A 26,328-nucleotide genomic window follows, 5' to 3' on the forward strand; every position below is an offset into this window, starting at 1 on the left:
GCCTGCAGCTTCTGACCGGCTGCACGCGACTCACGGTGGCTTTCTCAATGCTCATTCATGCTGTGAACAACTGGCCGCTCTAGTAACCATCCGCCCACACGGCGTCGGGGAGACTTGGACCTCTCTCCGGCGCCGTTTTCAGTTCTGGTGTTCGTTGGTTTGAACCGTTCGAACAAACATAGACTAACATCGTTTGCGCTTGCGCAAGTGTCCATATGGGGACACATATCGTCCATATCGACGTACTTATCGTCCATATGGGGACGTTCACCGTCCATATGGACACCCTGATCGTCCGGTTAGTCCTGGTCTCTAGCACGGCCGACACCTGCCGCGCCCTCCGTATTTATGTACCTATGGACGGTGGTGCGGGACGCGCCGATTAGTTTCTGGATCTCAGCACCGCTGTTTGCCTTTGACGGGGAGGTGGTCTCGCGAGGCCAGCAGCCGTCGAATCCGGCGATGGCGAGATCTGTACCGGGCTGGATTCCGCGTCGGTGGAGTTCGTGATCATGCCGATGGCTGCGACGTCGTTGTAGCCGATTGCGGCCGTGGCAGTGAGTCAAGTCCTGACATCTTTGCCAGTCTGGAGCAACTGATGCCCGTTACTCATTGTTTGTCGGCCCACCGTTCGTGTGCGGATTGGCGGCTGATGCCGACTGCGCGGCCGATGTCGGTCCAGGATGCCCCGGTCGCCTTCGCGGCGGCGACGGTCTTATCCAGCCTGTGGCCGGCCTGGTTGTATTCACGAGCAGCCGCTTCCACACCGAGGATGGCTTCCGATGGGGCGATGTGTGCTTTCCACTCGTCATGGATGGCGTCTTCGACCTCGAGGGAAGCGAATGCAGGTTCCTCCGGAGCGAGGTAGTCCCGTCGGCGGCTGAAGTCGGCGGCCCCGGGGGAAGTGACCCGCTCCCACAGTTCGCCTCGCCAGCCGCAGCCGCAGGCTCCGCGCCAGCCGATAATCTCCCGGTCCGGGACTACTTCGTAGTCGGGCAGCATCTTGTCCGGCTGGTAGCGGCCGGTGATGCCTGCACCAGCATTCCTTCACCTGATGAGGATGCGGACAAGCGTCCATCCGGTGCGACGGTGGCCGCCCAGCCCTCGTGTTCGTTGTCGTTCGATACCCAGCCCATGACCGCACCCTCCTGTCAGGAAATCCTGACCGTAAGTGTGTCAGGGATCCCTGACAAAAACGACAGCACCATCTATTGGAGGAGTGCCGGAACATGTTCGGTAGTCCGATGCCTGTCGGAGACAGTTCCGTCCTTGCCCGGAGCAAGCGGAGCGGGTGCCGGAAGGATCGGTCGGACGTGTCGTGTTCCTAGTCGTTGAGTTCGAAGTCGAGATCGAGGTCCTGGGGTGTTCTGAGTCGCCGCCAGGTTGAGGCGATTCGGGCTGTGGGCAGGGTTGAAGCAATAGGCATCCGGTCCAGGGCGGTCAGTTGTTCCAGGTCGAGCCCGGTCAGCACCGCGATATCTCTGATGGGTACCTGGAATGTTCGGAAGGAACCCAGTGGGGGAGCCTCGTCGAGTGCACCCGGGCGTGGTACATCCGGGAGGTCCGCCAGCTGGGGTGTCTGGTCCACGACGTATCCGGTGTTAGGAGCGTCCAGCCTGTTCTCCGCTCGTCCCCTTGGCATGTCTTGGCAATACGAGCACGACGCAGCGGCCGGAGCAGACACACGGAACCAGCAGTCGGGGGCTGTCATATCGGCCGTTATCGGTAATAATTACTATGGAATAACTTGATGCCTAGCGTGGTCGATGTGGGCTACTGCCTGATGTACGTATAGGTTCCCAGATGCAGGACAGTGTTGGTTGGCGTTTTGGCTATCGCCCAATCGACTACAAGCGGAGCTCGGCCGTCGTTATAGTAGAAAGTCGCCTGCGAATTGCTGAAGACCACTTTCCCTTCCGCGACGTGGCCCGCCTGTACATCGTTACCGTTGATTAACGTCCAGCTTGTGTCGTTCGCGATCGTCAGATGAAAGTTTTCTGAAATCGCGCCACCGCCTTTCCAATGTCCCTCGACGCCTTCCGGTATGGCGGGGGCTGAGGTGGAGATGATGACTGGAGAGGGACCGGCGGGCGGGGGTGATGTCGTTCCGCCCCCGGGGCTGCCGAGAACGTTGCTGCTGAAGCCGAGAACGTTGCTGCTGAAGAGGAGTGTGATCAGCGTGCCTGCCAAAGCGAACCCGCCAGTTATCCAGGCGGCCCTGGTCGCTGTATCCTTTCGAGACTGTTCCACTGTCGCCTCCTGGTATTCGGGCCTCTGACCCAGATTGATCCGTGGGCGGTTGAGGTGTCAACACATGCCAGCGATAACAACCAGGACCAAAGCGTTACCTGGCGAGACGATTGCATGAGCGGACTGGCCTTTGCCAGTTTCAATCGGACCCCGGCAGCGTCTTCCGCGGGTCCAATCACCCCCTAATTCGCAACTGCCCCGGTTCGGGGACGATTCCGCCACTCGGTCATTCCCCGATGACCTTTTTCGGTGATTCGGGAGGTGGTGTCTTTGAGGCCAATATTTTCCTAAGGGCGCGAACCTCGCCGTTCACAGCGCTGAGAAATGAAGGGCCAGCGGCCGGAAAGGCAGGACCGACATCCCGTGGGGGAACAAGGATGCCGCAGAGCTCGCCACGCAGTTTGATGAGGTTCATCGGACCCGATCCCGGAATTCACAGCACAATTAGTGAACGTTCAAAGCTGGTTTGTTCAGTGTTTGGGCTGTTCAAGGTTTCAAGGCGTCTGGCACAGACTGGCATTGCAACGGCAGACGGGGCTGAGTAATCGGCTGCTGCGCGCGCCGCAGGGCTGGTGCGGCGGCCCCCCATTGCGCCGGGCCTGCTGCGGGTTCCAGGACCGTCGTCAAGTGCCGGGCGCGACTCCTCCGGACCGCACAAGGTCCATCAGGGTTGCGCCGAACAGCTGATCTTCCTGAGGTAGTCTTCGACGGCCTTTTCAGAGATTCGGTAGGACTTGCCGAAGCGCATCGAGGCCAGTGTGTGGGTCCGGACGAGTCGGTAGACGGTCATCTTGGACACACGGAGGCCCTCGGTTACTTCGGTGATGGTCAGGTACGGGGTGGGGATGCTTGCGAGGGGCATTCGAATCGGGCTCCTTGGGCTGCTGACAGCAATGGGGGAAGCGGAACAGTAACAGACAGCGACGCGGTACGGGCCTAGTCCGGCCGCGTGAGCTGCCGGTGGTCGTAGTAGAAAATCCGGTCCGCGGTCTGCAGCCCCACGGAGTTGCCGTTCTTGACCGCCACCAGGCCCTGCCTGCGCCCATTGAACGGGTCATCTCCGACCACGACGTCGCCGAGCCTGTAGGGGACGGAAACCTTGCGTGCCCGGGAAATGGTTTGGGTGAGGAACGCGTACAGGCGCCTGTCCCGGATTCGGGATGACGGCGAGCCGGAAGAGATTTTCGGCATATGGACCACTCCTTCGCAGTGCGATCAACGGTGATTCACTGGTGGTGCGGATCCGGTAGTAGCGCTTGCCGGGAATGGTCCCTGCGCCGGTTTAGCACCGTGGACCCCACACTAAACTCAAGGCTCATCTGTCCCATGCGTAACCTGTACCTCAGTACTTTTCCGAGTACCCGAGAGTAATACCTGGTTAGTACTTGCTTTTGGGCCCAGGGGCCGCTGGGACGGGCCAAGACTGCCGACTTCCAGTGCCCGGGACTGTTTTCTACTCAGTTTCCGTCAGGATTCGCGGGCGCGGTTCGTCCCCTGAGTGCTGTCCGCCGGTGGCAGCACCGCCCCCTGTTCGATATCTCACCGTCCCCGGACGGCAGGGCATCGGCTTCAGGTCCCTTGCCGAACCTGGCTGGAGCAGAACGCCTAAGAGATCGGCACGAGCCGCCATCGGGATCGCTGTCTGGCTCCTTCTTGGTCCGTGGAATTGAATGCAGGCGGCGCCAACACCCTTGTCTCCGGGGCTTTTCAAACGCTCATTGTGGATTTTCTGTCACAAGACATCCGGCGGGCTGCAGCAATTGCAAGGTCTGGCTCCTGTGGCTCCTCACGCACCGGACGTGGTGGTTTCGACGTCCCGGAAGGACCGTTGGCCACGTCTGGTCCGGCGCCCGGTGGGAATTTTCGGTCCGGGCCGGCGTTAGGTCTTGATATGAAAGCAATCGTGTACCGCGCCACGGGCGATCCGTCTGTTCTCGAGTTCGTCAACCGCGAGATCCGCGACCCGGGGCGCGGGGAGGTGCGGGTGCGGATCATAGTCTCCGCAGTAAACCCCACCGACTGGAAGTCGCGCCGCGGCGCCAGACCGGGCGAGCCGTTGCCCTTCGCGGAGGTCGTGCCGAACCAGGACGGCGCCGGAGTGGTGGACGCTGTCGGACCCGGCGTGGAGCACCTCCACGTCGGTGACAGGGTCTGGGTGGCCTTGGCCGCCTACCAGCGCGCCGACGGCGGGACAGCGCAGGAGTTCGCCGTCCTGCCGGCCGAGCGGGTCTTTCCGCTGCCGGAGAATGCCGGGTTCGACCTCGGCGCAAGCCTGGGCGTTCCCGCGATCACCGCCCACCGGGCCCTGACCATCGCCGAGGACGGCCCGCGGCGGCTGCGCCCGGGGGGCCTGGACGGCAAAGTAGTTCTCGTTGCTGGAGGGGCCGGCGCCGTAGGCCATGCGGCGATCCAGCTCGCCAAGTGGGCCGGCGCCCTTGTGATCACTACCGTGAGCGGACCGGCGAAGGCCGCACTGGTCACGGCCGCCGGCGCCGATCACGTCATCTATTACCGGGAAACCCACGCGGCCGCGGAGATCCGCCGGATCGCTCCCGAGGGCGTCGACCAGATCGTGGAGGTGGCACCAGCGCAGAACGCCGAACTAGACCTGGCAGTGATCCGCAACCGCGGCTCCATCGCGGTCTACGCCAACAACGGCGGCGATCAGGTGAGCCTGGACGTGCGCAGGCATTTCAGCCTCAATGTCCGCTACCAGTTCGTGTTGCTCTACACCGTTGGCATGGCGGCGGTGCACGCCGCCGCCGAGGACATCAATGCGGCCATCGCCGACGGCGCCCTCCCGGTGGGAGAGGCCGCAGGCCTGCCGCTGCATCGCTTTGACCTGGCTGACACGGCTGCGGCCCACGCCGCGGTGGAAGAGAGCATCGTCGGCAAGGTGCTGATTGATGTGTCAGCAGGCTAGCCGATAACGCCTCTGGGCCCTCGTGGATCATCACGCCATGCAGCCGCGGGACGGAGCGGGCCGAGTAGTCCGGACCGCTCGGCGAACCTGTCGAGTTTGGTGACGACACGGGTATCTCCTTGCTGGACAGCCGCCGGGTTCTCGTGCAGCCTCCTGGACGACGCCCAAATAGCACTGGATCTGGCTGAGGCCGCCGTCGGTGTGCGTCCGCGGTTCAGTTCGACGACGAGGTGCCGGGTCAGGTCCGGTCCTTGCCGATGGCTAGGATGCCTATCGGCCCGGTGCCGGGTGGGATGGGACAGCTTCAAGGCAGTGGACCCGCAGGCAAACGAGCCATGGGGGAGCAAAGTCCTTGACGGGCTCGCACGCCATCTGCGGCCAGAGCTCCCGCATATGAGGGGTTATCCCGGACGAACATGCACGCCCTCGCCGCGGCATGGAACGGCCCGGAACCAATTGTCCAGACGCCGTCTGGACAATTGAACTGGAGCCACAACGTTGTGCTCCTGAACAAGCTGGCCGACCACGAGCCGCGTCAATGGTATGGGTCAATCGCGCCCAACGTTCGGACCCCTGACACGCCAGCGGGAGCGGCGCCAACCCGGTGTCCGTCAGTACTTGTGTCCGCACCCAGGCTGGGCCAGCATTGAACTGGACCGGTGGCCAGTGTGGCGCCGGCGGTCCGGAGGAGGTGCCGCAGCATGTCCCAACGGGTACACGGTGATCCCGACCCGAGGTTGCCGCCGCTAGTCAGCCCGGCCGATTTCGCCGGCCTGCCGGGGCTGTGCCACCTGGCGGCCGCGGGTGAGACGCCCATGCTCGCCTCCCAGGCGGCACTCTTCAGCGAATTCATGCACGACAAGGCCAAGGGGATGGGCGGGCGGGAACGAATCTACGCCAAGGTTGCGCGGACTGCTGACTCGCTGGCCGCCCTGCTTGGCTGCCAGCCGGAAGAGCTGGGATTCCCCCAAAACGTGGCGCAGGCCGTGAACATGGTGGCGCGCAGCATCGACGTTTCCGGCGGCAACGTCGTCATGCCGCAGTGGGAATACCCGTCAGACATGTATCCGTGGCGGAGCGGCACCACCATGGAAATCCGTCTGGTCCGGAGCTCGGACCATCTGATGGATCCCCAGAGGTTCGGCGACGCTGTGGACAGTTCGACCCGGGCCATCGTGACCAGCCTGGTCTCCTACTACACCGGCGAGCTGATCGATTTGAAGGACTACCGCGTGATTGCCGATTCCTGCGGCGCGGTGCTGATCGTGGACGTCTCCCAGGCCTTGGGTGTTGCGGGTTTCGACGTTTCGCTGGCTGATTTCGCCGTCGCGTGCGGTTACAAGTGGGCCCTGGGCACGCACGGCGCAGGAATCGCCTACTGCAATTCCGCCCGGCAGCCTGGCTGGCAGCCGCGGGAATCCGGCTGGACCTCTGCGGTGTGGATGGATGCGGACATCCGGGACACCTCGGTCACTCCGGTCCTGGACGGGCGGCGCTTCGAGCTCGGAAACCCCGCCGCGCTGTGCGTGCAGATGCTGGGAGCCGGCGTCGACTACCTGCGCGCCAGCGGACTGGCCCGAATTGAGGCCCATGTGCGGGCACTGACCGACGTCTTGTGGACTGAGCTCGACGGCCTGGGGATGCGGATGCTCACCCCCGGCGACTCCGCCAGGCGGGCGGGTATCGTCGCGTTCGAGGTCGACGACGAGGGCGTCTGGCGCCGCGGCCTCGAAGCCCGAGGTGTGCTCGCCTGGACCGGAGACAAACGGGTGCGAATTTCGCCCCACCTGTACAACGGGATGGCTGATATCCGGCAGGCAATCGAGGCCGTCGATGCTCTACGGAGGGCCAGCTAAGACGGCCAACTATCAGCCTCGGAATTGCACCCGACCGATTCGGCTACAACAACTCGGGAACCGGCGCCACAAACTTCCAATTGGTCGGCCGCTGTAGGCCACTTGGAGGACAGATGGTACGCGGGATTCCCCCGGTACTTGCTGGAAGTTCACCGAGCACGCGAATAGGGGTTGTGAGGGACGCACCGGGTCATGCGGCTGGCGGCCAATCGGACCATGAAGGGGATGCATGGAGGTGGCACCGTCATGCAGAGCCTAGAGACCAGTCAAGGTTGGTCTTCTCCCGCAGGATCAAGTCTTTCAGGGGATAAAGCGCCGCACCGTTTCGATGCGGCGTGCGGCTGTTTGGGGGTGCCATTGGTGGGGAGAAATGGGGTGTGGACAGTGTCCACACTTTGCGTCTCGGACTGGGCCGTACTGGTGGCGGACTGGGCAGGATTGCGGAGGTTTTCGGGGGAGTGGCGGATTTGCAAGGGCTGGAACCCGGTTCGAGTCCCACCTCGGGCACAGTGTTTCCGTAGGTCAGGGGCTTTCTAGTGCTTTTTTCGTGTGGACAGTGTCCACACTCTTGCCTCTGATCTGATGTTCCAGGTGTTTGGGGTCCCGGAAACGGCCTATTCGGTTGTGTGGGGGAGCGGCTGCCTACGGCGGACCGGGTACCGCCCTGTGGGGTCTCTTCTGGGTGTTCATCCTCGTTCGTCCTTTCGTCGGGCTTTCGCGTTCACCACTTCATGGTGGCTGGGGCCGCGTACAACATGACTTGCTGATTATTCGTTAGAAGGACCTGGGTTTGCGGCTGGTCCGGATTTTCCGCTCTGATACCTGTTCATGCAGGAATGCGGGGGGAACGGCATGACATGGCAACTGTGGCGACTTCCTGGATCACGAGATCACTTCTTCCGTGACGGGTGGCTGGTTGGCTTGTTTTTCGTCGATCCTGGTCCGGTCGGTGGTGCCGGCCATGGTCCGGGTGGCGTGGTGTGTCCCTTGGTTGTCGTGTCTGTTAGCGGGTGGTGGTGGCCGGTCCGGTCCAGAAGGTTTTCCTGTTGGTGAATTCCCTGATGCCGTAGGAACCTTCGCCATCACCACCGGCGCCGAGAAGGGCTTCGAAGCCGCAACGGCGGCGGCCGTGCCCCTGTTTCAGAAAGCACCAGGCGCGCTCAGCTTCCGGCTGGACCGCAGCATTGAAACACCCAACGAATACGCCCTCACCGTTGGCTGGGAAACACTGGAAGACCACATTGTCGGTTTCCGTGAATCACCCGAATTCCAGCAATGGCGCGAGCTCGTGGGACCCACTTCGCCTAACCACCGCAGGTGAAGCACCTTCGACGCGCCTACCTCGGCTTCTAAACATGCTCGCATCAGTAGCCCAGGACGTTCAGGACAAGGTTCTGCCCACGGGCCGCATCGTGCGGAACTGGGCAGACCTGAAGATACGGACACGGCTTGAAGCGTTGGACGAAAACGGCCAGTTGGCGAACGCCCGCGTCGATGCGGTGAATCCTGAAGGCACCATCATTTGGTTGGTTACGGAAGGGACTGGACAGCGGAGCCTGCACCTCGACACGGACCCCTCGCGCTTTATAGCGAACAACCAAGCAGGAGATGCCAGCCAAACGGGGGGATTCAGCCGTCGACTTGGACATCGCCAACAACCGCTGACCCCTCCAGGAGTACCGGATTGCTCTTGTGATGGCTGCTGTCCCGTTGGGCGCTGGGGGAACCTGCGAGTTGGCGAAACGATGCGTCGAGCTGTTCTGTAGGGAATCTCGTCCCTCGATAACTCTGAATCCGTCCGAGGTCAGCGGACGCTGTCTGAGAGTTGAAGACCAGCACAACGATCGCCGCGGTCCTCCCCCGTGATTCCTTCCGAGATGCGTCAGTCACGGTGTGGAGTAGCTCCACAGGCGAAGGATGATCACGAGGCTGATCAGCGCAATGCAGCCCAACCATTACGATTCGTTGGCATTCGTGGCGGTGTTTCTGGGAACGCCAGGGGCTTCCGTACCGGTTCAGAGGTCGCGCGGTTCTCCTGGTCGTGCGGCCTTCAGCGTGTCGTTTCTCGACGTACGGGCCGTTAAGGGGTCGTGGGTCACGGGGCATCGGCGGTTCGCTGGAGTCCTCAGCCCGCCTGGCCGCACCTGTGGCGCCGCTCACTGCCCGCTACATACTTCCCCATCCGCACTCAAAGAAAAAGCGGCTTTTGTGGCCCATACCTTGAAGCAAAAGTGGATGACGATCCTGCACCCTTGGACATTTACTTAAGTAAAAGTGAAAGTAATCGGCCATAAAGCATCGCTTTTTCTTTTAGGTCTGCTGCCGGATCATTGGATTCATGCTTTCGACTCAAACCGCTTACTGGTACGCCAATCCCGACGCCCGGAGCTGGCAGACGGCCGCCCCCGCTTCGGCGCTGTCCTTTCACCGCACTTTGACCGGCTATTCGCCGACACCGCTGACTGAACTTCCGTCCTTGGCTGCCGAACTCGGCGTTGGCCGGGTGTTCCTTAAGGACGAGTCGAACCGGCTTGGTTTGCCGGCCTTCAAGATCCTGGGCGCCTCGTGGGCTGTCTGCCGCGCGCTGTGTGAACGCCACGGCCTTGATGCCGAGACCATTACTGTTCCCGAGCTCCGGGAACACCTGCATTCCGGTCCGGATGCCGGGTCATTGCCGGTACTGGTGACCGCTACTGACGGGAACCATGGCCGGGCCGTGTCCCGGATGGCCGCACTGCTGGGTTTGAGTGCCCGGGTTTACATTCCCAACGGTCTCAGCGCTGTCGCGATTGAGAGGATCAGGGGCGAGGGGGCCGAGCTGATCGAAGTCGACGCCATTTATGACGACGTCGTGGAAGTCGCGGCCGCGTCCACACAGGGCAGCAGCCGGGACGTCCTGATCCAGGACACTGCCTGGGCCGGGTACACCGACGTTCCCCGATGGATCGTGGACGGGTATACGACTCTGTTCGCCGAAACTGATGAAGCACTGGCCAAAACCGGGCTCGACGGCGCCCACCTTGTTGCCTGCCCGGTGGGGGTGGGCTCCCTCGCCCACGCCATGGTCGATCACTACCGGAAACCCGGCAACCGGGCACCGTCACTGCTCACTGTCGAACCGGAGACGGCAGCCTGCATCGCCCAGTCCCTGCAGGCCAGCCAGCCGGTTGTGGTTGATACCTCCTTCCCCACGATCATGGCCGGGATGAACTGCGGCACCCCGTCGGAACTGGGCTGGCCGTCCCTGCTGGCCGGTATTGACGGTGCCGTGAGCGTGTCTGAGGAAGAATGCCGCCAGGCGGTTTTGGACCTCGGCGACCTGGGCCAGGACGCAGGCCCCTGCGGAGCCTCAACCCTTGCAGGCGTCAGGACCGCCCTGGCGGATGAGGAACGCCGCCGCCAGCTGGGCATCACCGGGGATTCAGTCATTGTGCTTGTCAGCACCGAGGGCCTCGCGGTCAACCCGCTTCGATGAAAGAACCACATCTGATGAACCGCAACCCCACCACCGCTCCGGCAAGCACGCCAACTTTTACAGATGATGCGGCGGCCCTGCTGCAGGACCTGGTCCGGATCGACTCGGTCAATCCCGGTCTCGTTCCGGGGGCCGCCGGTGAAGCAGCCATCGCATCCTTCACCGCGTCCTGGCTTGAAGCCAGGGGATTCACCATCACCCGGCTCGAAGCCACCCCGGGCCGTCCTTCCATCGTGGCCGTGGCCCCGGGAACCGGACACGGCAGGAACCTGATGTTCAACGGCCACCTCGACACCGTCACCCTGGCCGGTTACGACGGCGAGGCACTGGAACCAAGAATCGAAGGCGGCCGCATATACGGCCGCGGCACCTTCGACATGAAGGCCGGAATCGCCGCGATGATGGTCGCCGCAGCCGCGGCCGCGGCCCGGCCACGTCGAGGGGACATCATTGTCGCGCTGGTTGCTGACGAAGAATTCGCCAGCGCCGGCACCGAAGAAGTCCTCCGTCATTTCACCGCAGACGCCGCCGTTGTCTCCGAGCCCACCCATGAGGACATCGTCGTCGCCCACCGGGGCTTCGCGTGGTTCGACGTCACTATCCATGGCGTCGCGGCACACGGTTCCCGCCCGGACCTGGGGGTTGACGCGATCGCCAAAGCCGGACGCTTCCTGACCGGCATCGATGCCCTAGCAAAGGCGCTCCAGGACGGTCCTGCCCACCCGATCCTCGGAACCGGCAACATCCACGCGTCGCTCATCCGCGGCGGAGAAGAGATCTCAAGCTACCCGGCCCAGTGCACCGTCTCCCTGGAACGCCGCACCGTCCCAGGGGAAACGGCGGACACCGTTGAAGCGGAACTGAAGGAAATTCTCGATGCGATTGCCGCAGCCGATCCTGACTTCCGCTACACACTGACCCGCGGTCTTGAGCGCCACCCCTTCGAAGTTCCCACCGAGGAGCCGCTGGTCCAGACAGTTCTGGCCGCAGCGGAGTCCGTCACGGGAACGGTGCCCGTTCTGCGTGGGGAACCCTTCTGGACTGATGCCTCGCTCATGCTCGAAGCCGGCATTCCAGGGCTCCTGTTCGGCGTCGACGGTGGCGGCGCCCACGCCGCCACCGAATGGATCGAACTCGCTTCCCTGGACAGGGTCACCCGCGTCCTCGCCCAGGCCGCCACCAAGTACTGCAACTAAGCACACCATGACAAAGGAAACCATGACCCAGAGCACCGAAACTGCAACCCGCACCCACCCTCAAACCCGGCAGCGGCTCGCCGAACTGGGACTGGAACTTCCCCCCGTACCCGGCGCCGTCGCAAGCTATGTCCCCGCCATCAGGACCGGCACCACGGTCTACACCTCCGGCCAGCTTCCATTGCGTGACGGCGCCCTCGCCGCTACCGGCAAGGTCGGAGCGCAGGTTGAGGCCGCCGAGGCCGCCGAACTGGCCGTCACCTGCGTCCTGAACGCGCTGGCCGCTGCCGGAACGCAGGGAAACCTCGACAACGCCCGCATCCTCAAAGTCGTCGGCTTCGTGGCATCGGCTCCGGGATTCAATGGCCAGCCAGCGGTGATCAATGGTGCCAGCAACCTGCTCCTGCAGGTCTTTGGAGACAATGGCCAGCACGCCCGCTCGGCCGTGGGCGTCGCAGAGCTTCCCTTGGATGCTCCGGTGGAAGTGGAACTTATCGTAGAGTTCTCCTACACAGGCACCTGTGCTTTACCGAGCACATGAGGGCACCATGAACAGGCAGAAAGAGCCGATGTGCTGAACATCGTCCGATTCAGGGTCCTGCGGGAGCTGCATCACCGCAAGACCCTTTCTGCCGTTGCCGAAGCCCTCTCCTACAGCACATCAGCTGTTTCCCAGCAGGTCCGACTTCTCGAAAAGGAAGTCGGAGTGCCGTTGGTCGAACCCGCCGGGCGGCGCCTGCAGCTCACCCCCCAAGGTTTGATCCTGGTAGCGCACGCCGAACAAATCCTGGACCTGCTCGAACGGGCAGAAGCGGACGTCTCCACCTCCATGGAACATCCCCGCGGCACCGTCAGGATCGCTGCCTTTCAATCGGCGGCGCTGACCATCGTCCCGCCGGCCCTCCAGGAACTGCGCGGCCTCCACCCCGAGCTCACTATTGAATTCGAACAAGGCGAACCCGAGACCACACTGCCGGCCCTGGCCTCATCTGAATACGACCTCGTCATCGCCGAGTCCTACCCGGGTCTGCCGATCTCCTCCACGGCAGGAATCACGGCGACAACGATCCTGGAAGATCCCCTGTGGCTGATCATGGACGCAGCCATCGCAGCGACCATGGACCCGGACGCGAACCTCATTTCCCAGCTGGCCGCCGCCGCCTGGGCCGTCGAAGTCGAAGACTCAGCACCCCATACATGGCTAACCACCGAATGCAGGAAAGCCGGATTCGACCCGAAAGTCATCTGTTCCTCAGACGACCACTCCGTGCACCTGCGCTTCGTCGAAGCCGGGCTCGCCGTAGCCGTCCTCCCCGGCCTTGCCCTCACAGGAGCGGCGGCCAACGTGCGCCGTTTTCCCACAGCACCCGGCATGCAGAGCCGGCAAGTACTCGTGGCGACCAGGGACGCCTCAAGCAAACGACCGGCCATCATCGCCGTTACGCACGCACTGCAGCGGGCAGCACGCGCCTTTCACACAGGACCCTCATCGATCGATCAGACGGTCTCCCTGCCGGGGGAGTGACGGCAATCCCTGGCTGGCCAGCAAGCACCCGCACAGGCGTGCCCGGCGGGGAATCCGAGGCTGTCCTGCAGCAGGAACAGACCAAATCCCTTCGCGCCTTTTACTGAGGGACCGGATTCGCGAGATGGCCAATACGCCGGGCCCAAAAGATAACTTCGACGCCCGTCAATACGGGTCCCCCGAAGGTAAAGATGGATAAAGAATCAACCACAAGCAAAAACTCGCGGCCGACCACGTCAGAGCAAACGTGCTTGGGCGCCTATCACCCAGAAGGATCTGTCATGGAACGCCAGATTGTTGATTCACCGCAAGCACCAAAAGCCATCGGCCCGTACTCCCATGCCTCCACCGCACCCGGCCTTGGAGTACTCTTCCTCTCCGGGCAAACTCCGGTGGACCCTTCGAGCGGGGAGCTAGTGGACGGCGGCGCGGCGGAGCAGACACGCCAAGCCTTCCGCAACCTTGAAAATGTGCTGAGCCAGGCCGGACTAAACTGGTCCTGCGTGATCAAAGTGAATGTCTACCTTGTTTCCATGGAGGACTTCGCGGACATGAACGCTGTCTACGGTGAGGTGTTTGATCGCCCTCACCCGGCCCGCACCACCGTTGCCGTAGCAGAACTCCCGCTCAAAGCGCGGGTGGAAATCGAGGTCGTCGCCGCTTACAAGAGAAACAGTTCAGGTTAACGAAGCAGGAAGCTCGAGAGGCCGATACGCGCTTTTCTGTCGTTCACCGGTTGGCACGAGTTGCCGCGGAGATCTATCTGGGACGGTGGGCCCAGAAATACTTTGAAGACGTCATGTCAGCGCGGGAGTCCTATGACAAGCGCCTCGCCCCAGCTGCCTGGATCCCACCACTTTGATATCGAGTCCGGACTGTATTGAGCTGGCTAGTTTTGCTGTCGGCCGCCGGAGCCGACAACCATCCATTATAGCACGAGGCATAAAAAAACAGGGATCTCGCCAGCCGATGCTTCAAGGACCAGTGGTGTGGGTTGACTCGTCCTTGCGGTACAGGTCGACACCCCACTCAGCTGGCAGAGGGACCGCGATCAGATTGGTATCCGAAGGCCGATTTGCCTCGTGGCCGATAATCCAGTTGTCCGGCCTCTCCTCCGGTCATTTTAAACAGCCGCTATCGGACCTTCTGTCCGCTGCGGCAGAGGGCGCCTGATCCCGGCTGGGCGGGGGAATTCCGTTCCGGAAGGTTGCTGGCGCAGAATACAGAGCTGCCGCGTCCCCCGCTTTGGGGAGCACGGCTGAAATGCTCTGGACTGGTGAAAAGTGGGTGTGTACATATGCGCCCTACGGCTCAGGGCGTCAGGTAGGAGTTAGCTAGCAGCCATTTCGTTGGCGAACTCCAGGGACTCCACAGCAGCCGGGCGAAGCCGCGACAGCATCTTGGCGCTGGCCGCCTCCACGAATCCATGGAACAGTGCTTTCTCTTCCGCGAGTTGTTCCGGGTGCCACTGCACCCCCACGCAGAAGCGTGCGCCGGGATGCTCAATTGCTTCGACTATCTTGTCGTGACTCCACGCGGTGGCGATGAGCCCTTCGCCAAGGCGGTCCACGGCCTGGTGGTGTGACACTGGAACGGCATCCAGTGCGTCAGTCCCCAGGAGCCGGCCAAGCAGGGAATCGGGCCGGATGTCGACACGGATGCCATTGAACTGGTAGCCGCCCAGCTGGTAATGCCCGGTTCCCAGGACGTCGGGCAGGTGCTGGTGCAGGGTGCCGCCGAGGGTGACGTTGAGCAGCTGTTCACCCCTGCAGATGCAGAGAAGCGGAACGTCCTGGCGGATCGCTTCGAGGATCAGGGCGGCTTCCCACTCGTCGCGTTCCGGCCGGGGAGAGTCCGTTTCCGGGTGCGGCTCCTGGCCGTATCGGGTCGGATCCACGTCCCAGCCACCGGGAATGACCAGCCCGTCCAGCCTGCTGACCAGGTGCTCGATCATGTCCCCGGCTGTGGGCTGCGGCGGGAGAAGGATCGGAACGGCGCCGGCGTCAAGGATAGGCGTGAGATATTTTTCGGGGAGGAATGCGGCGCGCACGTTGCCGCAGCCGTCGGTGCCGGCCTGCTCAAGATATGTGGTCAGGCCAATGATCGGCTTGATTGCGGTGTCTGCGGCATCCATGGACATGTCCTTTCGGGAGAGCTCCTACTGCAAGGCTACGAAGGGCATGTGTACTCCGTGTTACAGAGCCGTCACTATTGCGTGTCCATGCCAGGCCGCCCACGAGTTCATTGCCGCGGCAGGGACTAACAGCACCCTGTTCCCGCTCAACCCGGACGCTGGCTGTGCTAAATCAGATCGGTCTACAGGGACCCACAGAACCTTTGAAATCGCAGGCGGGTCATGCGATTTTCCGATTTCAGTCGATGAAAGGGTCTGAGGGGAGAGTGAACGGCCAGTGACAGATCTTGAGTAAGCGCATGTGCTGCAACATCAGGGTCCACAGCCGGGTGCCGGGCAAACGCGTGCGCAAGTCTCGTTGGCACACACAGAGCTGCCGCACCCCAGGTTGGGGAGCGCGGCAGTCGCTCTGCGTTACTCAAATCTGTCAGAAAGGGGTGTGGACAATGTCCACAGTTTCGGCTTCGGATCGGGTCGTACATCGATCGGATCGGGCCGGATTCCGTATGTTTCCGAGGGAACCCAGTGTTCACAAGGGCTGGAACCCGGTTCGAGTCCCACCTCGGGCACAGTGTTTCCGCAGGTCAGAGGCCTTTTTTGGTGTTTTTTCGTGTGGACAGTGTCCACACTGTCGCCTCTGATCTGATGTTCCGGGTGTGTGGGGTCCCGGAAACGTCCTATTCGGTTGTGTGGGGGAGCGGCTGCCTACGGCGGACCGGGTACCGCCCCGTGGGGTCCCTTCTGGGTGTTCATGCTGGTTCTTCCTTCCCTTGGTTTTTCGCGTTCACCACTTCATGGTGGCCAGGGCCGCGTACAACATGACTTGCTGATTATTCTTTGGATCCCCCGAGGGTTGCGGCCGGTCCGGGAATTCCGCTCTGATACCTGTTCATGCAGGACTGCACGGGGGAACGGCATGACATGTCCACTGATCCGGAGCAGATCATTTGCTTGGCGGGCACCGGACGTGCCTGCCAGATCTCGGCGTCGTTCTGATAGAGGAGTCACCGCTGGGTACGAGGGGCCGGAGTGCAACTTGGGGAACCGGTCACTATCCAAGATCTCGTGAGGAAATAAGCGACGGAGGAGCGCCGGACAAAATCTTGGATCGCGATCGGCGCATCGCGCCCTGGTTGCGCGGAGGGCCCGCCCAACGATGATGGGCGATCAGACGACAAACAGCGAAGATGCTTCTGGTCGTTCATGGACGACGGTGAGTATGGCGGCATGACGCGAGTTCGCCCATTGTGCAGTCACAGCGAGCGAATGCGACAAGGTCAGGGGTGGGACCGCGGAAGGCTGACAACCTAGGTGACCGCGCCTGCAGCCACAAGGACATGCCGAACCTCTGCAGGCAAAACGGCACGTCAAGACGGCGATCTGCCGCCCGCCGGTCGAATACGAGCGCCGCCACGCAGCCCACCCGGCAACGGAACTGCTGAAAATTCGAACTAGAAACGACTCCACAAACCCGGGCGCTTGCCTCCGCGCGCTAATCCCCCCGTACCTGAGTCACCAGCAGGGGCGTGAGTGGGTCTCCCCGGACATTGAGTACCTTGAGGTCAGCTCCGTACTGCCAATTCCGGGGGACAATACATAAACCAGCTTCCACAGCAGGAACCGGAGTCGAGATGATCATCGTGTATGCCGGTGTCCAAGCAGACGAACCGGAGCGGGCGCAACCCCGGTTTCCGCGGGCGGCCGAGGAGCCGCTAACTGTGCGGATACGCGGCCTGCTGCAATCCCTCCGCCCCAGCTTTGTGGTTGGTGCCGCCGCATCAGGCAGTGACATCATCATCGCCGAGGCTGCACTGCTGGAAGGTGCCGACGTCTGTTTTGTACTGCCGTTCGACGTCGGGACTTTCCAGACAACTAGCGTCGAGGGCCGTGGGCAGCGTTGGACGGCCCGATACCGGCGGCTGCTCGAGACCGTAGGATCGAACCGAATCACGGAGGGGTCCCTGGACCCGGACGACAAGGATTCCTACACTCGTCACAACGCGCACCTCATCAGGTTTGCGCAGGCCCTCGCCCTGGAGAGGGGCGAGCGGGTCTGGGCGTTGGTCATCCGACCGCATCCGGACGACGACGCAGGAAGCGTTTCCGACGACTTCGCACGGCGCGCAGAAGCCCAGAGCATCCTTACACTGGACCTGGCTCCCTTGGCCAAACGGCCACGCGGCTTTGTTGCCATGCCTTACGGTCGGCGTTTCGATCCCGTGGTCCGGCGCAGGTATGACTGCGACCCCGTATTCCACCGGATTTACCGCCCACTGCTCGAGGACCTGGATGTGGACTGGGCTCGGGCGGACCTGGAGACAGACAGCGGCATCATCCACGCTGGCATGATCGAAGACCTGGCCAACAGCGATGTCGTGATCGTCGATCTGGCCACCGCAAACTTCAATGTCGCCTACGAACTTGGGCTGCGGCACGTGTTCGCTCGTTCTTCGACGCTCCTGGTGTACCCGCAGCTGCAGGGAACCCGTGCCGGCGCGGCGCCCTTCGATATAAACCTGATCCGCATCCACCGCTTTGAACGGGGCACCGAGTTGACCGACGACCAGAGCGAAGACGCTATCCGCCGCCTGCGCCCCGCCCTGGCCGAGGTCTTGGCATCGCGCAGCAGTGACAGTCCTGTCCACGAGTGGTTCGAGCTGGGAGCGGTCCGGGGCCCATTTCGCCGCAAGGCGGGGCAGGACGGCCCTGTCCAGACCGACCTGCGACTACGCAAAGCTGTTCAGTTGGCGCTGCGGAGTGCGTCACCGGACAGCATGCTCGCCGCAGCGTCGGAGATAGCCGGGGCGTCCGACCTTTCAGAGTCGTCGCGAATCGGCCTGCGGATCCAGTTGGGTAACGGGCTTATCCGCGAGGGCGAGTACGATGCCGCCACCGCGCTGCTGGAGCAGGCGGAGCCACCGGCGGACAGCCATCTGCGGCGCACCTGGCTGCAGAATCTGGCCATGGCCTACCGCCGTATCGGCGAATCCAGCTGCTGCGATCCGGCCACTGCAGCAACATGCCGGGAGAAGGCGCAGAGGCTGCTGTCCACCGCCATCCAGGAAGGGTTGGGGGACTCGGAAACCTACGGAATCCTGGCAGGGTTGATCAAGAGGGGACTGGATAATCCGAAACCCGTAATTAACAGTGCGGGAGTCGCTGGTCGGTTTGCTCTGATGCACGAGTACTACCGCAAAGGCTTCGAAGTCGAACCCACGTTCTACACGGGTATCAATCTGGTCATGGCCCTTCGCCTCGGCGTCCGGCACGGCTTCCTGGACGAGGGGGCTGCGGAGGCAGAAGGCCGGCTGCAGGAGGCGCTCGCTGTGACAAAGTTCCTGGCCCGCCGCGCGGCCGAAGCCGATCCCGTAGATTTCTGGGCCGCAATCACACAGGCGGAGCTACTGCTCCATGAATGCTTCATGGGCCGCGCGCCGGCTGCGGCCGCCGTTGCCGCCTATGGAAAGGCAGCCGTCCTAGCTCGGCCGGACCAGCTCCGGTCAGCGATATACCAGCTTGACTTCCTCCAGAAGTGGGGGGACCCCGAAGATGTCATCGATCCGATCCGGACATTGTTCGGGACAGTTTCTGTTGAGTGACTGCCGGAAGGACCGGAGACGGTATGGCAGATCTATCCGAAGGGGGAGTCTTCATCAGCTACCGCCGCGACGAGACAGGGCACGTGGCAGGCAGGCTGGCCGATCACCTGCGCGTGAGGTTTGGTAACGCCCGTGTCTTCATCGACATTGAGTCCATCGGTCCCGGTCGCGATTTCGTGGAGGAAATTAACCGGGCCCTGGCGAATTGTGGCGTGCTGTTGGTGCTAATCGGACAGCATTGGTCCACAGTGGTTGACGACAAAGGACGGCGCCGCCTGGATGACCCGGACGACTACATCGTGTTGGAAGTACGCACCGCCATGGACCGGCAGGTGCGCGTGATCCCCGTGTTGGTCGATGGTGCTGAGGTCCCCAAGGAGGAAGAACTGCCCGCAGTGCTCAGACCGCTCGCCCGCCGCAATGCCGTGCGGCTCGATCATGAGACATTCCGTTCCGATGCTGACGGGTTGGTCCAGCAACTGGGGCTCTCCACGCAGGCAGCCGTCGGCCGCCGGGCGCTACTGAAATGGGGAAGCGGTGGCGCGGCGCTTGCGCTGCTCGGTACGGGCATCTGGACCGCCAGCCACTGGGCCCGGGATCGCCCACCTGAACCGGTGTGGGCCTACCCGACCGAGGATGAGGTCTATTCGTCACCAGCAGTTGACAGGGGAGTGGTCTACGTGGGCAGCGTTGACCAGCACCTCTATGCCCTCGCAGCCGATAGCGGGCAGCTGCGCTGGCGGTACGCCACTGAGGGCTCAGTGACGTCCTCCCCGGCGGTCGCGGATGAAACTGTGTATTTCGGTTCAAATGACGGCCACCTGCATGCGGTCGATCAGGCCACCGGAGCCAGCCGCTGGAAATTCCCGGCGGGGGAAGTCATTCACTCCTCGCCGGCGGTCAGCTCGGGCACCGTGTACGTAGGCTGCCGGGACAACAACCTGTACGCAGTAGATGCCGCGACGGGCAAGCAGCGCTGGCGGTTTCCGCGGGGCGGCTGGTTCAATTCCTCGCCGACTGCGGCCGGGGACGTGGTCTACGTGGGTTGTCGGGACCACAACGTGTACGCGTTGAAAGCGGGGTCGGGCGAAATTCTTTGGGCATTCACCACACAAATGACGGTCGATTCCTCGCCGGCGGTGGAGCAGAACATTGTCTACATAGGCGGAGACGACCATCTGGTCTATGCACTGAACGCTTCGAACGGCGATCTGATCTGGAGCTTTGTGACCGGCGGCGGTGTAGTCTCCTCACCCTGTGTAGTGGGCAAAGTCGTCTACATTGGCAGTGACGACGGGAACCTGTACGCGCTCGATGCCCACACCGGACGTGAACGCTGGCGTTTCGATACGGGCAACGGCATCCGCTCCTCGCCGGTCGAGCAGGGCGGCCTGGTCTATGTGGGCAGCCGCGATTTCAGCCTTTACGCCCTTGAAGCGGCCAGCGGCAAGCTGGCTTGGAGATTCGCCACCGGGGGACCAATTGACGATTCCTCGCCAGTTGTGGCTGGTGGGATGGTCTATGTTGGAAGCCTCGACGGCCGCGTGTATGCGCTGCCGTTGACCTAGGCGCCCTTGGGCCCAAATGTAGCAAGTGATCAAACGGGCTTGGTGATGACCGTGAAGCGGGGCTCGCCACTGACCGCAAACCGCCAAACACCCCTAGCAACCCCAACCATCTCCCAGAGGGAGAACAGCGGTGTCAGCAATATTAGGCACACGGGCTCCCACCATAACCGCGATGCCCGGGCCGACGCGAGCACGTTGATCTTCAGGCCTTCCCAATACAGCCAGATGCAGAACGCGACGTTCAACCCCCACAGTGGAATTAGCACCGGAAGAATGGGTGCCGTTTGGTAGTCGCGCAGGAGCGCACACAGCATCAGCACGAAGACCGGATGACCCAGCGGGGCGCAGGACCACACCATAGTGTTATGCAGCATGAGCATACGATGACGCCAGGATGCGGCCTTGGGGACTCCGGTCCGGCCGGCAATGAGTTCGAGCAGCCCCCAGACCCAGCGTTCCCGCTGGCGGATAAAGTCCGACACGGTCACCGGTGAGGCACCGTAGGAGAGGCCGGAGATCCAGCCACTACGTCCCGGGAAGCGCTCACAAAAGTTCAGGGCAAACTGGGCGTCTTCCACGAGCGACCGAGGACCGAAGTCCCATCCAATGGCGGCCTCAACCGATGCCCGGACCAGGAGCAGCTCCCCGTGCAGTCCGGCGCGGGGAGAGCCACGTCCCGTAGTGGCCGCGAATAGCCCGATGTCGCAGCCCGGACGGATCGCGTCCGCGAGCCAGATCAGCCGGTTGGCGGCCAATTCGCGTGGAAAGGACAGCACGCCTTGGCCAAGGTCCAGGGCGTCGTCGCCTGCCTGCCGCTGCTCCAGAATGAAGCGGGCGAATTCCTGCGCGGTATCGTTTCCGACCCCAGTATCGTCATCCATGTGCAGGACCCAGACGTCCTCGCGCGCTTCACCCTCAGCCGTACGGAGCAGGTTGGCATATTCGTTGGCCCTTGCCTTGAATCGCGTGTCATAAAGTGTGCGGAAGCCGCGGGGCACCACCACCACCCGCAGCGCGGGCATACCACCAGCCAGGGCCTCGATCCTGCGCCGGGCAGGGCTTCCTTCCTCGATAACGACGTCGATGCGCAGCTTATTGAAGTAGCGGGGGAGGAACACCCGCATCGACTCGATGACCCGCTCCACTGCAGGCAGTGTGTCGTTCCGTGCAATGGTGGGCATGACCACCAGGAGCTGGTCGGTGCTGACGACTGGCACGGACGCCGGCGCCTGCCGCCGTCGCTCGCCCCGCAAGCGGCGGGCGGTGCAGTAGCCGCCATACAACCCAAGTGCCGATGTGAAGGTCGGCAGGGTCCAGATGACGGCGATGTAGGCGTTGATGCTGCTGACCCGGGAGAACTGCGCCCAGGTCCACCAGCCGAGCACCAGGAAGAGCAGATAGGGTGCGAGCACCGAGCCAAAACTCGGCCACCAGAATGGCTGGCCGCGCCGCCGGGACGGGACGAACGGTCGATGCGGCGCATCCCGTCTGAGCTCCATGGCAGATCTACTGGTGCTCCAGGAATCCCTCAAAATGTGCGGCGTCCACATCCCGGGCCAAGGACATGCCGATCCGCTGGAGATCGCCAATGTGCTGCACGGAGTCCAGGCGCTGCGCCGACTGCGGATCGATGTCGGGCAGCCCCAGCTCGTCGAGCCCAGCCCGGGACAGGTCGGCGTTGTAGCGCACATATGTGAAGAGCCGACGGTCCAGGAGTCCCCGGCCATCCCGGAGGTCTCCAATCTCACCGTCGACGACGGCACCGTGGCGGCAGCGTCCGAAAGTCCTGCACAAGAGATCCTGCTCGATTGCCGCCGCGTACATCAGCGCCCCGGGTACGGAGGAGGCGTTGTACAGCAGGTTCATGTCCCCGGGAGCCAGGTAGGCATTGGCATGTGCCGCGGCGCCGGTGCCCACCGAGACCAGCAGCAGTTCCCGTTCGCCGGTCTCCCAGCTGAGGCCATAGGCTTCCAGGCTGGCCATGAGGAACAGCTGGAAGGAAGGGTTGTTGTACATGGTCACTCCGCCGTCGACGAAGACGAATTCCTGATCTCCGACGGTGACAATCTCGGGCGGAAAATACACAGGCGCCGCCGTGCTCGCCCGGACGAGTTGCCACAGCGGCAGCTCCAGGTTGTTGTCCGAGCGGTGGGGCGCGTTGTATTTCGCCTTCGGATTGTTGCTCAGCGGCCAGGGCGAGTCGGTGGTCGCGTTCCGCAGCACCATCATCAACAGAGATCGGATCTGGCCGCTGCCCAAGGTCGTGGCGGTACCGAATTCACGCTGCAGCGTGGCAGCCAACCGGCTGCTGTCGTACCTATACCGGTATCGGCGCAGCAGGACCGCCCTGTCGAACATGTCTTCGCCGTTCAACGCATACAGCCGGCGCAGCCGGTCAACCGGCCAACCCAATGCCAGCCCGGCAGCAATGATCGCGCCGGTGCTGGTGCCGGCGATGTAGTCGAAGTAGTCAGCGAGGACAAAGTCCTTTCCACGGGCCAGTTCCTTTCGCAGCGTCCGCTCGATCTGGTCGAGGACTTCCAGGGTAATGACGCCTCGGATGCCGCCGCCGTCCAGAGCCAGGAGTTTCTTAGGTCCTGACTCCTCGGCCCGCTCACGGTAGGACACGGCACCGCCTTTTCGTCATCTGGCATCACTGGATGAGCCGAAACTACCGGGATGCCGTTACTGCGGCGTTACTCCTTCCCGGCGTCACGAGACCGCTCACGTGATCAGCCCCCGGAGTGTCTCGACGTCGGCCTCCCAGGTGTCTATCGCCGCATGGAGGCCGGCCGCCTGGCCGTGTCTTCTTGACGCTCTGTGGTCAGCCCCCGTCCCTTTAGCACCCAACAAGCAGGTCGATCTCGGTCGCCAGTGAGTTCGGGGGTGACAAGCACCCTATATTTCTTTACCGATGTCGAATCTTCCCGTGTTAGCACGGAAGTGACGGCAGGGGCCCTGGAGTCAGCATTGAAGTACCGGATTCAGAGACTTGCAGCGAACCCGGGAAACCCCTGATAACACGAAGGAAGAACATTGCTGGATATCTTTGAGACCCACGAGTCGGAAGTCCGTAGCTACTGCCGCAACTGGAACACGGTGTTCGAAAGTGCCGCAGGCAGCATCGTCCTCAGCGAGGACGGAAAGGAATACCTGGACTTTTTCTCCGGTGCAGGCGCACTGAACTACGGACACAATAACCCGGTCATGCTCCGCCCGCTGATTGAGTATCTGCTGTCTGGGGCCATCGTTCATTCCCTTGACATGAAGACACCGGCTAAGAGGCATTTCCTGGAAACGTTTCAGGAACTGATCCTCAAGCCCCGAGGACTCAATTACAAAGTCATGTTTCCCGGTCCCACCGGGACGAACTCTGTGGAGTCGGCCCTGAAACTGGCGCGGAAGGTCACCGGCCGGCACCATATCCTTAGCTTTAGCAACGCATTCCACGGCATGACTCTTGGTTCGCTGTCCGTAACAGGCAATTCCATGAAGCGGCACGGGGCAGGTGTTCCGCTGACAAACACGTCGAGCATGCCCTACGACGGGTCATTCAACGGTCAGACCGCAGACTTCCTCTGGCTCCGGCATGCCCTGGAAAACAGTGGATCCGGGGTCGACAAGCCGGCTGCAGTCATAGTGGAAACCGTTCAGGGTGAAGGCGGGCTCAGGGCTGCACGGGCAACCTGGCTCCGCGGCCTCGCTGATCTCTGCCGGCAGCACGAAATCCTCCTGATCGTCGACGATGTGCAGGCCGGATGCGGCCGCACGGGGACCTTCTTCAGTTTCGAAGAAGCCGGCATCGTCCCAGACATCGTCTGCCTGTCCAAATCCATTTCAGGCTTCGGACTGCCCCTTGCCCTGACGATATTCAAACCGGAACTGGATATCTGGAAGCCCGGAGAGCACAACGGAACCTTCCGCGGCCATAACCCAGCTTTCGTTACGGCGGCTGCAGCTCTGGAGCATTTCTGGCAGGACGATCGGCTCGAGAATCACATAGCCCTGCTTGCCAGCCAACTACACGGCGGGCTCGCGCAAATTGCCGCCGAAACAGAAGGAGCTCAAGTGCGCGGCCGCGGTCTCCTGGCGGGTATTTACTATCCCCAGGCGGAGACGGCCGGGAGAATCGCCAACGAATCCTTTGCCCGGGGCCTCCTGGTGGAAACCTCAGGCCCGCAGGGCGAGGTTGTCAAGACCATGCCGGCGCTGACCACCAGTTCCGCAGACCTAAGCCGCGGCCTCGACATTCTGGCGGGAGCAGCCCGGGCTGTCACGGAACCGCTTCCCGCCAGGTCTGTCGCTTGAGCACGCGACCAGCAGGGCCGCTCCGGTTGGCGACTCCCCACGCCGGGGCGGGGACGGGTCGGCCAGTTTCCCTCGACGGTCTCATCGTGCAAAAATTCGGTGGCTCGTCCGTGGCAGACGCCGCGGGGATTCGCCGCGTAGCGCAGCGGATCGCCGCGTCCCGAGCGGCCGGACAACACATCGTGGGCGTTGTGTCCGCGATGGGCGACACAACCGATGAGCTCTGCGACCTTGCTGCCAGCGTTTCTGCCCGCCCCCGCCCCAGGGAACTCGATGCCCTGCTGAGCACGGGTGAGAACATTTCTGCAGCGCTGCTGGCCATCGCCCTCGCTGATCTAGGAGCAGTCGCGCGGGTTTTTACTGGGAGCAGGGCTGGCATCATCACTGATGATGTCCATGGCAAAGCACGCATCACCCATGTCAAAGCCAGCCGCCTGCGCGCGTGCCTGGAGCGCGGTGAAATCCCCATTGTGGCCGGGTTTCAGGGCAGGACCCGCAAATCGAAAGAGGTAACCACCCTGGGCAGGGGCGGTTCGGACCTCACCGCTGTTGCGATTGCGGCGGCACTAGACGCCGGCGTCTGTGAAATCTACACGGATGTTGACGGCGTCTATACCGCAGACCCTCGCGTCGTCTCCGCGGCCCGGAAGATCGATGTGCTCTCGAGCGAAGAGATGCTTGAACTCGCAGCTTCCGGGAGCAAGGTGCTGCACCTGCGGTGCGTCGAGTACGCCCGTCGTTTCGGCGTTCCGATTCATGTGAGGTCATCATTCGTCCCAGACTCCGGAACGCTGATCCTGCCCGGCCCCGCCCGCATTCGCGTGGGCGGACCGGCCAGGGAGCAGGCTGTAATTACCGGAGTATCCAGTGTGAATTCGACTGCAAAGATCACGGTGTCCGGCGTACCGGAACAGTCGGCGACCGCCGCCGTCGTTTTCCAGGCACTTGCAGCGTCCGGGCTTAAGGCGGCAACGATAGTTCAAAACGCCCGGGCAAGGACCTCTGGATTGTCCGATCTGACCTTTACTCTGCCTGCCCATCAGGCGTCGGACGCCCTCGTAACCCTGAGTGCCGCCCGATCGGCCATTGGCTATCAGGACCTTCAGCACGAGGACGTCGGCACGGTATCCCTCACCGGACTCGGCATGCGCTCCTCACCTGAAATCTTCGGTTCATTCTTCAGCGCCCTGGCGCACGCCGGAATTGACATGCTGGTGACAGAAATATCGGAAACCTGCGTCGCTGCCGTCACGAGAGCCGGCCAACTCGGTGACGCCGCCCGCGTTCTTCGGCAGGCCTTTGGTCTGGCATTGGACAGCGAAGCGGCACCACGGGACAGCGTGCCGGAGAGACTCCTGGGCACCACCATGGCTTCGCCGCAGCAGGCCAGTCCGTGGGCCGGGGGAGGACGATCCGGCTACACACCCGAAACAACTCCGAGTATTGAGCACGCCCAGTCGGCGTGAAACTGAAAACTTTGCACGAAGGAAATTG

20 protein-coding genes and 1 pseudogene are annotated in these 26,328 nt (G+C 62.7%); 12 read left to right on the forward strand and 9 right to left on the reverse strand.

The window, feature by feature from the left end; all coding sequences use genetic code 11:
• Nucleotides 1-609: 609 nt before the first annotated feature.
• From ACZYZ5_RS01010 to ACZYZ5_RS01030, 5 genes are all read right to left on the reverse strand, one after another.
• Nucleotides 610-1,002, reverse strand: a complete 393-nt coding sequence (locus tag ACZYZ5_RS01010) for a hypothetical protein (RefSeq protein WP_463898562.1) — start codon at nt 1,000-1,002, stop codon at nt 610-612.
• A 322-nt stretch (nt 1,003-1,324) separates the two neighbouring features.
• Nucleotides 1,325-1,588, reverse strand: a complete 264-nt coding sequence (locus ACZYZ5_RS01015; RefSeq protein WP_463898563.1) for a hypothetical protein — start codon at nt 1,586-1,588, stop codon at nt 1,325-1,327.
• 185 nt (nt 1,589-1,773) lie between these two features.
• Nucleotides 1,774-2,250, reverse strand: coding sequence for a hypothetical protein (locus tag ACZYZ5_RS01020; RefSeq protein ID WP_463898564.1), 477 nt, complete (start codon nt 2,248-2,250; stop codon nt 1,774-1,776).
• Between the two features lie 664 nt (nt 2,251-2,914).
• Nucleotides 2,915-3,112 carry a helix-turn-helix domain-containing protein gene (locus ACZYZ5_RS01025; RefSeq protein WP_463898565.1) on the reverse strand — a complete coding sequence of 66 codons (198 nt, stop codon included), beginning with the start codon at nt 3,110-3,112 and terminating at the stop codon, nt 2,915-2,917.
• A 74-nt stretch (nt 3,113-3,186) separates the two neighbouring features.
• A complete protein-coding gene (locus ACZYZ5_RS01030) occupies nt 3,187-3,441 on the reverse strand; it encodes a hypothetical protein (protein ID WP_463898566.1) in 255 nt (84 codons plus the stop codon).
• A gap of 700 nt (nt 3,442-4,141) precedes the next feature.
• Here ACZYZ5_RS01030 and ACZYZ5_RS01035 point away from each other — a divergent pair.
• The 8 genes from ACZYZ5_RS01035 (at nt 4,142) to ACZYZ5_RS01070 (ending at nt 13,911) form a co-directional block, all read left to right on the forward strand.
• Nucleotides 4,142-5,173 (forward strand): NADPH:quinone reductase, encoded by a 1,032-nt coding sequence (locus tag ACZYZ5_RS01035; protein ID WP_463898567.1) that lies wholly within the window; start codon nt 4,142-4,144, stop codon nt 5,171-5,173.
• Nucleotides 5,174-5,874: 701 nt separating this feature from the next.
• Nucleotides 5,875-7,029, forward strand: coding sequence for an aminotransferase class V-fold PLP-dependent enzyme (locus tag ACZYZ5_RS01040; protein WP_463898569.1), 1,155 nt, complete (start codon nt 5,875-5,877; stop codon nt 7,027-7,029).
• Between the two features lie 901 nt (nt 7,030-7,930).
• Nucleotides 7,931-8,350 carry an antibiotic biosynthesis monooxygenase family protein gene (locus tag ACZYZ5_RS01045; protein WP_463898570.1) on the forward strand — a complete coding sequence of 140 codons (420 nt, stop codon included), beginning with the start codon at nt 7,931-7,933 and terminating at the stop codon, nt 8,348-8,350.
• A gap of 1,017 nt (nt 8,351-9,367) precedes the next feature.
• Entirely contained in the window at nt 9,368-10,504 is a 1,137-nt protein-coding gene (locus ACZYZ5_RS01050; protein ID WP_463898572.1) for a diaminopropionate ammonia-lyase, read from the forward strand.
• Entirely contained in the window at nt 10,501-11,700 is a 1,200-nt protein-coding gene (locus tag ACZYZ5_RS01055; RefSeq protein ID WP_463898574.1) for a M20/M25/M40 family metallo-hydrolase, read from the forward strand. Before ACZYZ5_RS01050 ends, ACZYZ5_RS01055 begins: the two co-directional genes overlap by 4 nt.
• 22 nt (nt 11,701-11,722) lie before the next feature.
• On the forward strand, nt 11,723-12,241 hold the full coding sequence (locus ACZYZ5_RS01060; RefSeq protein WP_463898575.1) for a RidA family protein: 519 nt from the start codon (nt 11,723-11,725) through the stop codon (nt 12,239-12,241).
• A 30-nt stretch (nt 12,242-12,271) separates the two neighbouring features.
• Nucleotides 12,272-13,225: a LysR family transcriptional regulator gene (locus ACZYZ5_RS01065; RefSeq protein ID WP_463898576.1), complete on the forward strand. Its 954-nt coding sequence runs from the start codon at nt 12,272-12,274 to the stop codon at nt 13,223-13,225.
• 281 nt (nt 13,226-13,506) lie between these two features.
• A complete protein-coding gene (locus ACZYZ5_RS01070) occupies nt 13,507-13,911 on the forward strand; it encodes a Rid family detoxifying hydrolase (protein WP_463898578.1) in 405 nt (134 codons plus the stop codon).
• 232 nt (nt 13,912-14,143) lie between these two features.
• Here the strand turns inward: ACZYZ5_RS01070 and ACZYZ5_RS01075 are convergent.
• Together ACZYZ5_RS01075 and ACZYZ5_RS01080 are read right to left on the reverse strand one after the other, a co-directional pair.
• A pseudogene (locus tag ACZYZ5_RS01075) lies at nt 14,144-14,319 on the reverse strand (PLP-dependent cysteine synthase family protein); the annotation flags it as partial.
• 236 nt (nt 14,320-14,555) lie between these two features.
• Entirely contained in the window at nt 14,556-15,359 is an 804-nt protein-coding gene (locus ACZYZ5_RS01080; protein WP_463898579.1) for a gamma-glutamyl-gamma-aminobutyrate hydrolase family protein, read from the reverse strand.
• Nucleotides 15,360-16,990: 1,631 nt separating this feature from the next.
• Here ACZYZ5_RS01080 and ACZYZ5_RS01085 point away from each other — a divergent pair.
• Nucleotides 16,991-18,958: a tetratricopeptide repeat-containing protein gene (locus ACZYZ5_RS01085; RefSeq protein ID WP_463898581.1), complete on the forward strand. Its 1,968-nt coding sequence runs from the start codon at nt 16,991-16,993 to the stop codon at nt 18,956-18,958.
• A gap of 23 nt (nt 18,959-18,981) precedes the next feature.
• Complete coding sequence (locus ACZYZ5_RS01090) at nt 18,982-20,526, forward strand: outer membrane protein assembly factor BamB family protein (protein WP_463898582.1); 1,545 nt, start codon at nt 18,982-18,984, stop codon at nt 20,524-20,526.
• 29 nt (nt 20,527-20,555) lie between these two features.
• On the opposite strand, the gene ACZYZ5_RS01095 is transcribed toward ACZYZ5_RS01090, so the two are convergent.
• Both ACZYZ5_RS01095 and ACZYZ5_RS01100 read right to left on the reverse strand, forming a co-directional pair.
• Complete coding sequence (locus ACZYZ5_RS01095; RefSeq protein WP_463898584.1) at nt 20,556-21,938, reverse strand: glycosyltransferase family 2 protein; 1,383 nt, start codon at nt 21,936-21,938, stop codon at nt 20,556-20,558.
• Between the two features lie 94 nt (nt 21,939-22,032).
• A complete protein-coding gene (locus tag ACZYZ5_RS01100) occupies nt 22,033-23,154 on the reverse strand; it encodes a patatin-like phospholipase family protein (protein ID WP_463898585.1) in 1,122 nt (373 codons plus the stop codon).
• 411 nt (nt 23,155-23,565) lie between these two features.
• Between ACZYZ5_RS01100 and ectB the strand changes: the two genes are divergently transcribed.
• Together ectB and ACZYZ5_RS01110 are read left to right on the forward strand one after the other, a co-directional pair.
• The gene (gene ectB / locus ACZYZ5_RS01105; RefSeq protein WP_463898755.1) at nt 23,566-24,834 is read left to right on the forward strand and encodes a diaminobutyrate--2-oxoglutarate transaminase; all 1,269 of its coding nucleotides are present in this window, start codon (nt 23,566-23,568) and stop codon (nt 24,832-24,834) included.
• A gap of 26 nt (nt 24,835-24,860) precedes the next feature.
• Nucleotides 24,861-26,300 carry an aspartate kinase gene (locus ACZYZ5_RS01110; RefSeq protein WP_463898757.1) on the forward strand — a complete coding sequence of 480 codons (1,440 nt, stop codon included), beginning with the start codon at nt 24,861-24,863 and terminating at the stop codon, nt 26,298-26,300.
• Nucleotides 26,301-26,328 lie beyond the last annotated feature (28 nt).

Source organism: Pseudarthrobacter ribosi (assembly GCF_055412865.1).

Coding starts and splice junctions, on each gene's coding strand:
- ACZYZ5_RS01090 (WP_463898582.1), top strand. CDS start 18,982: ATGGCAGATCTATCCGAAGGGGGAGTCTTCATCAGCTACCGCCGCGAC.
- ACZYZ5_RS01035 (WP_463898567.1), top strand. CDS start 4,142: ATGAAAGCAATCGTGTACCGCGCCACGGGCGATCCGTCTGTTCTCGAG.
- ACZYZ5_RS01040 (WP_463898569.1), top strand. CDS start 5,875: ATGTCCCAACGGGTACACGGTGATCCCGACCCGAGGTTGCCGCCGCTA.
- ACZYZ5_RS01070 (WP_463898578.1), top strand. CDS start 13,507: ATGGAACGCCAGATTGTTGATTCACCGCAAGCACCAAAAGCCATCGGC.
- ACZYZ5_RS01060 (WP_463898575.1), top strand. CDS start 11,723: ATGACCCAGAGCACCGAAACTGCAACCCGCACCCACCCTCAAACCCGG.
- ACZYZ5_RS01050 (WP_463898572.1), top strand. CDS start 9,368: ATGCTTTCGACTCAAACCGCTTACTGGTACGCCAATCCCGACGCCCGG.
- ACZYZ5_RS01080 (WP_463898579.1), bottom strand. CDS start 15,359: ATGGATGCCGCAGACACCGCAATCAAGCCGATCATTGGCCTGACCACA.
- ACZYZ5_RS01055 (WP_463898574.1), top strand. CDS start 10,501: ATGAAAGAACCACATCTGATGAACCGCAACCCCACCACCGCTCCGGCA.
- ACZYZ5_RS01010 (WP_463898562.1), bottom strand. CDS start 1,002: ATGCTGCCCGACTACGAAGTAGTCCCGGACCGGGAGATTATCGGCTGG.
- ACZYZ5_RS01030 (WP_463898566.1), bottom strand. CDS start 3,441: ATGCCGAAAATCTCTTCCGGCTCGCCGTCATCCCGAATCCGGGACAGG.
- ACZYZ5_RS01085 (WP_463898581.1), top strand. CDS start 16,991: ATGATCATCGTGTATGCCGGTGTCCAAGCAGACGAACCGGAGCGGGCG.
- ACZYZ5_RS01025 (WP_463898565.1), bottom strand. CDS start 3,112: ATGCCCCTCGCAAGCATCCCCACCCCGTACCTGACCATCACCGAAGTA.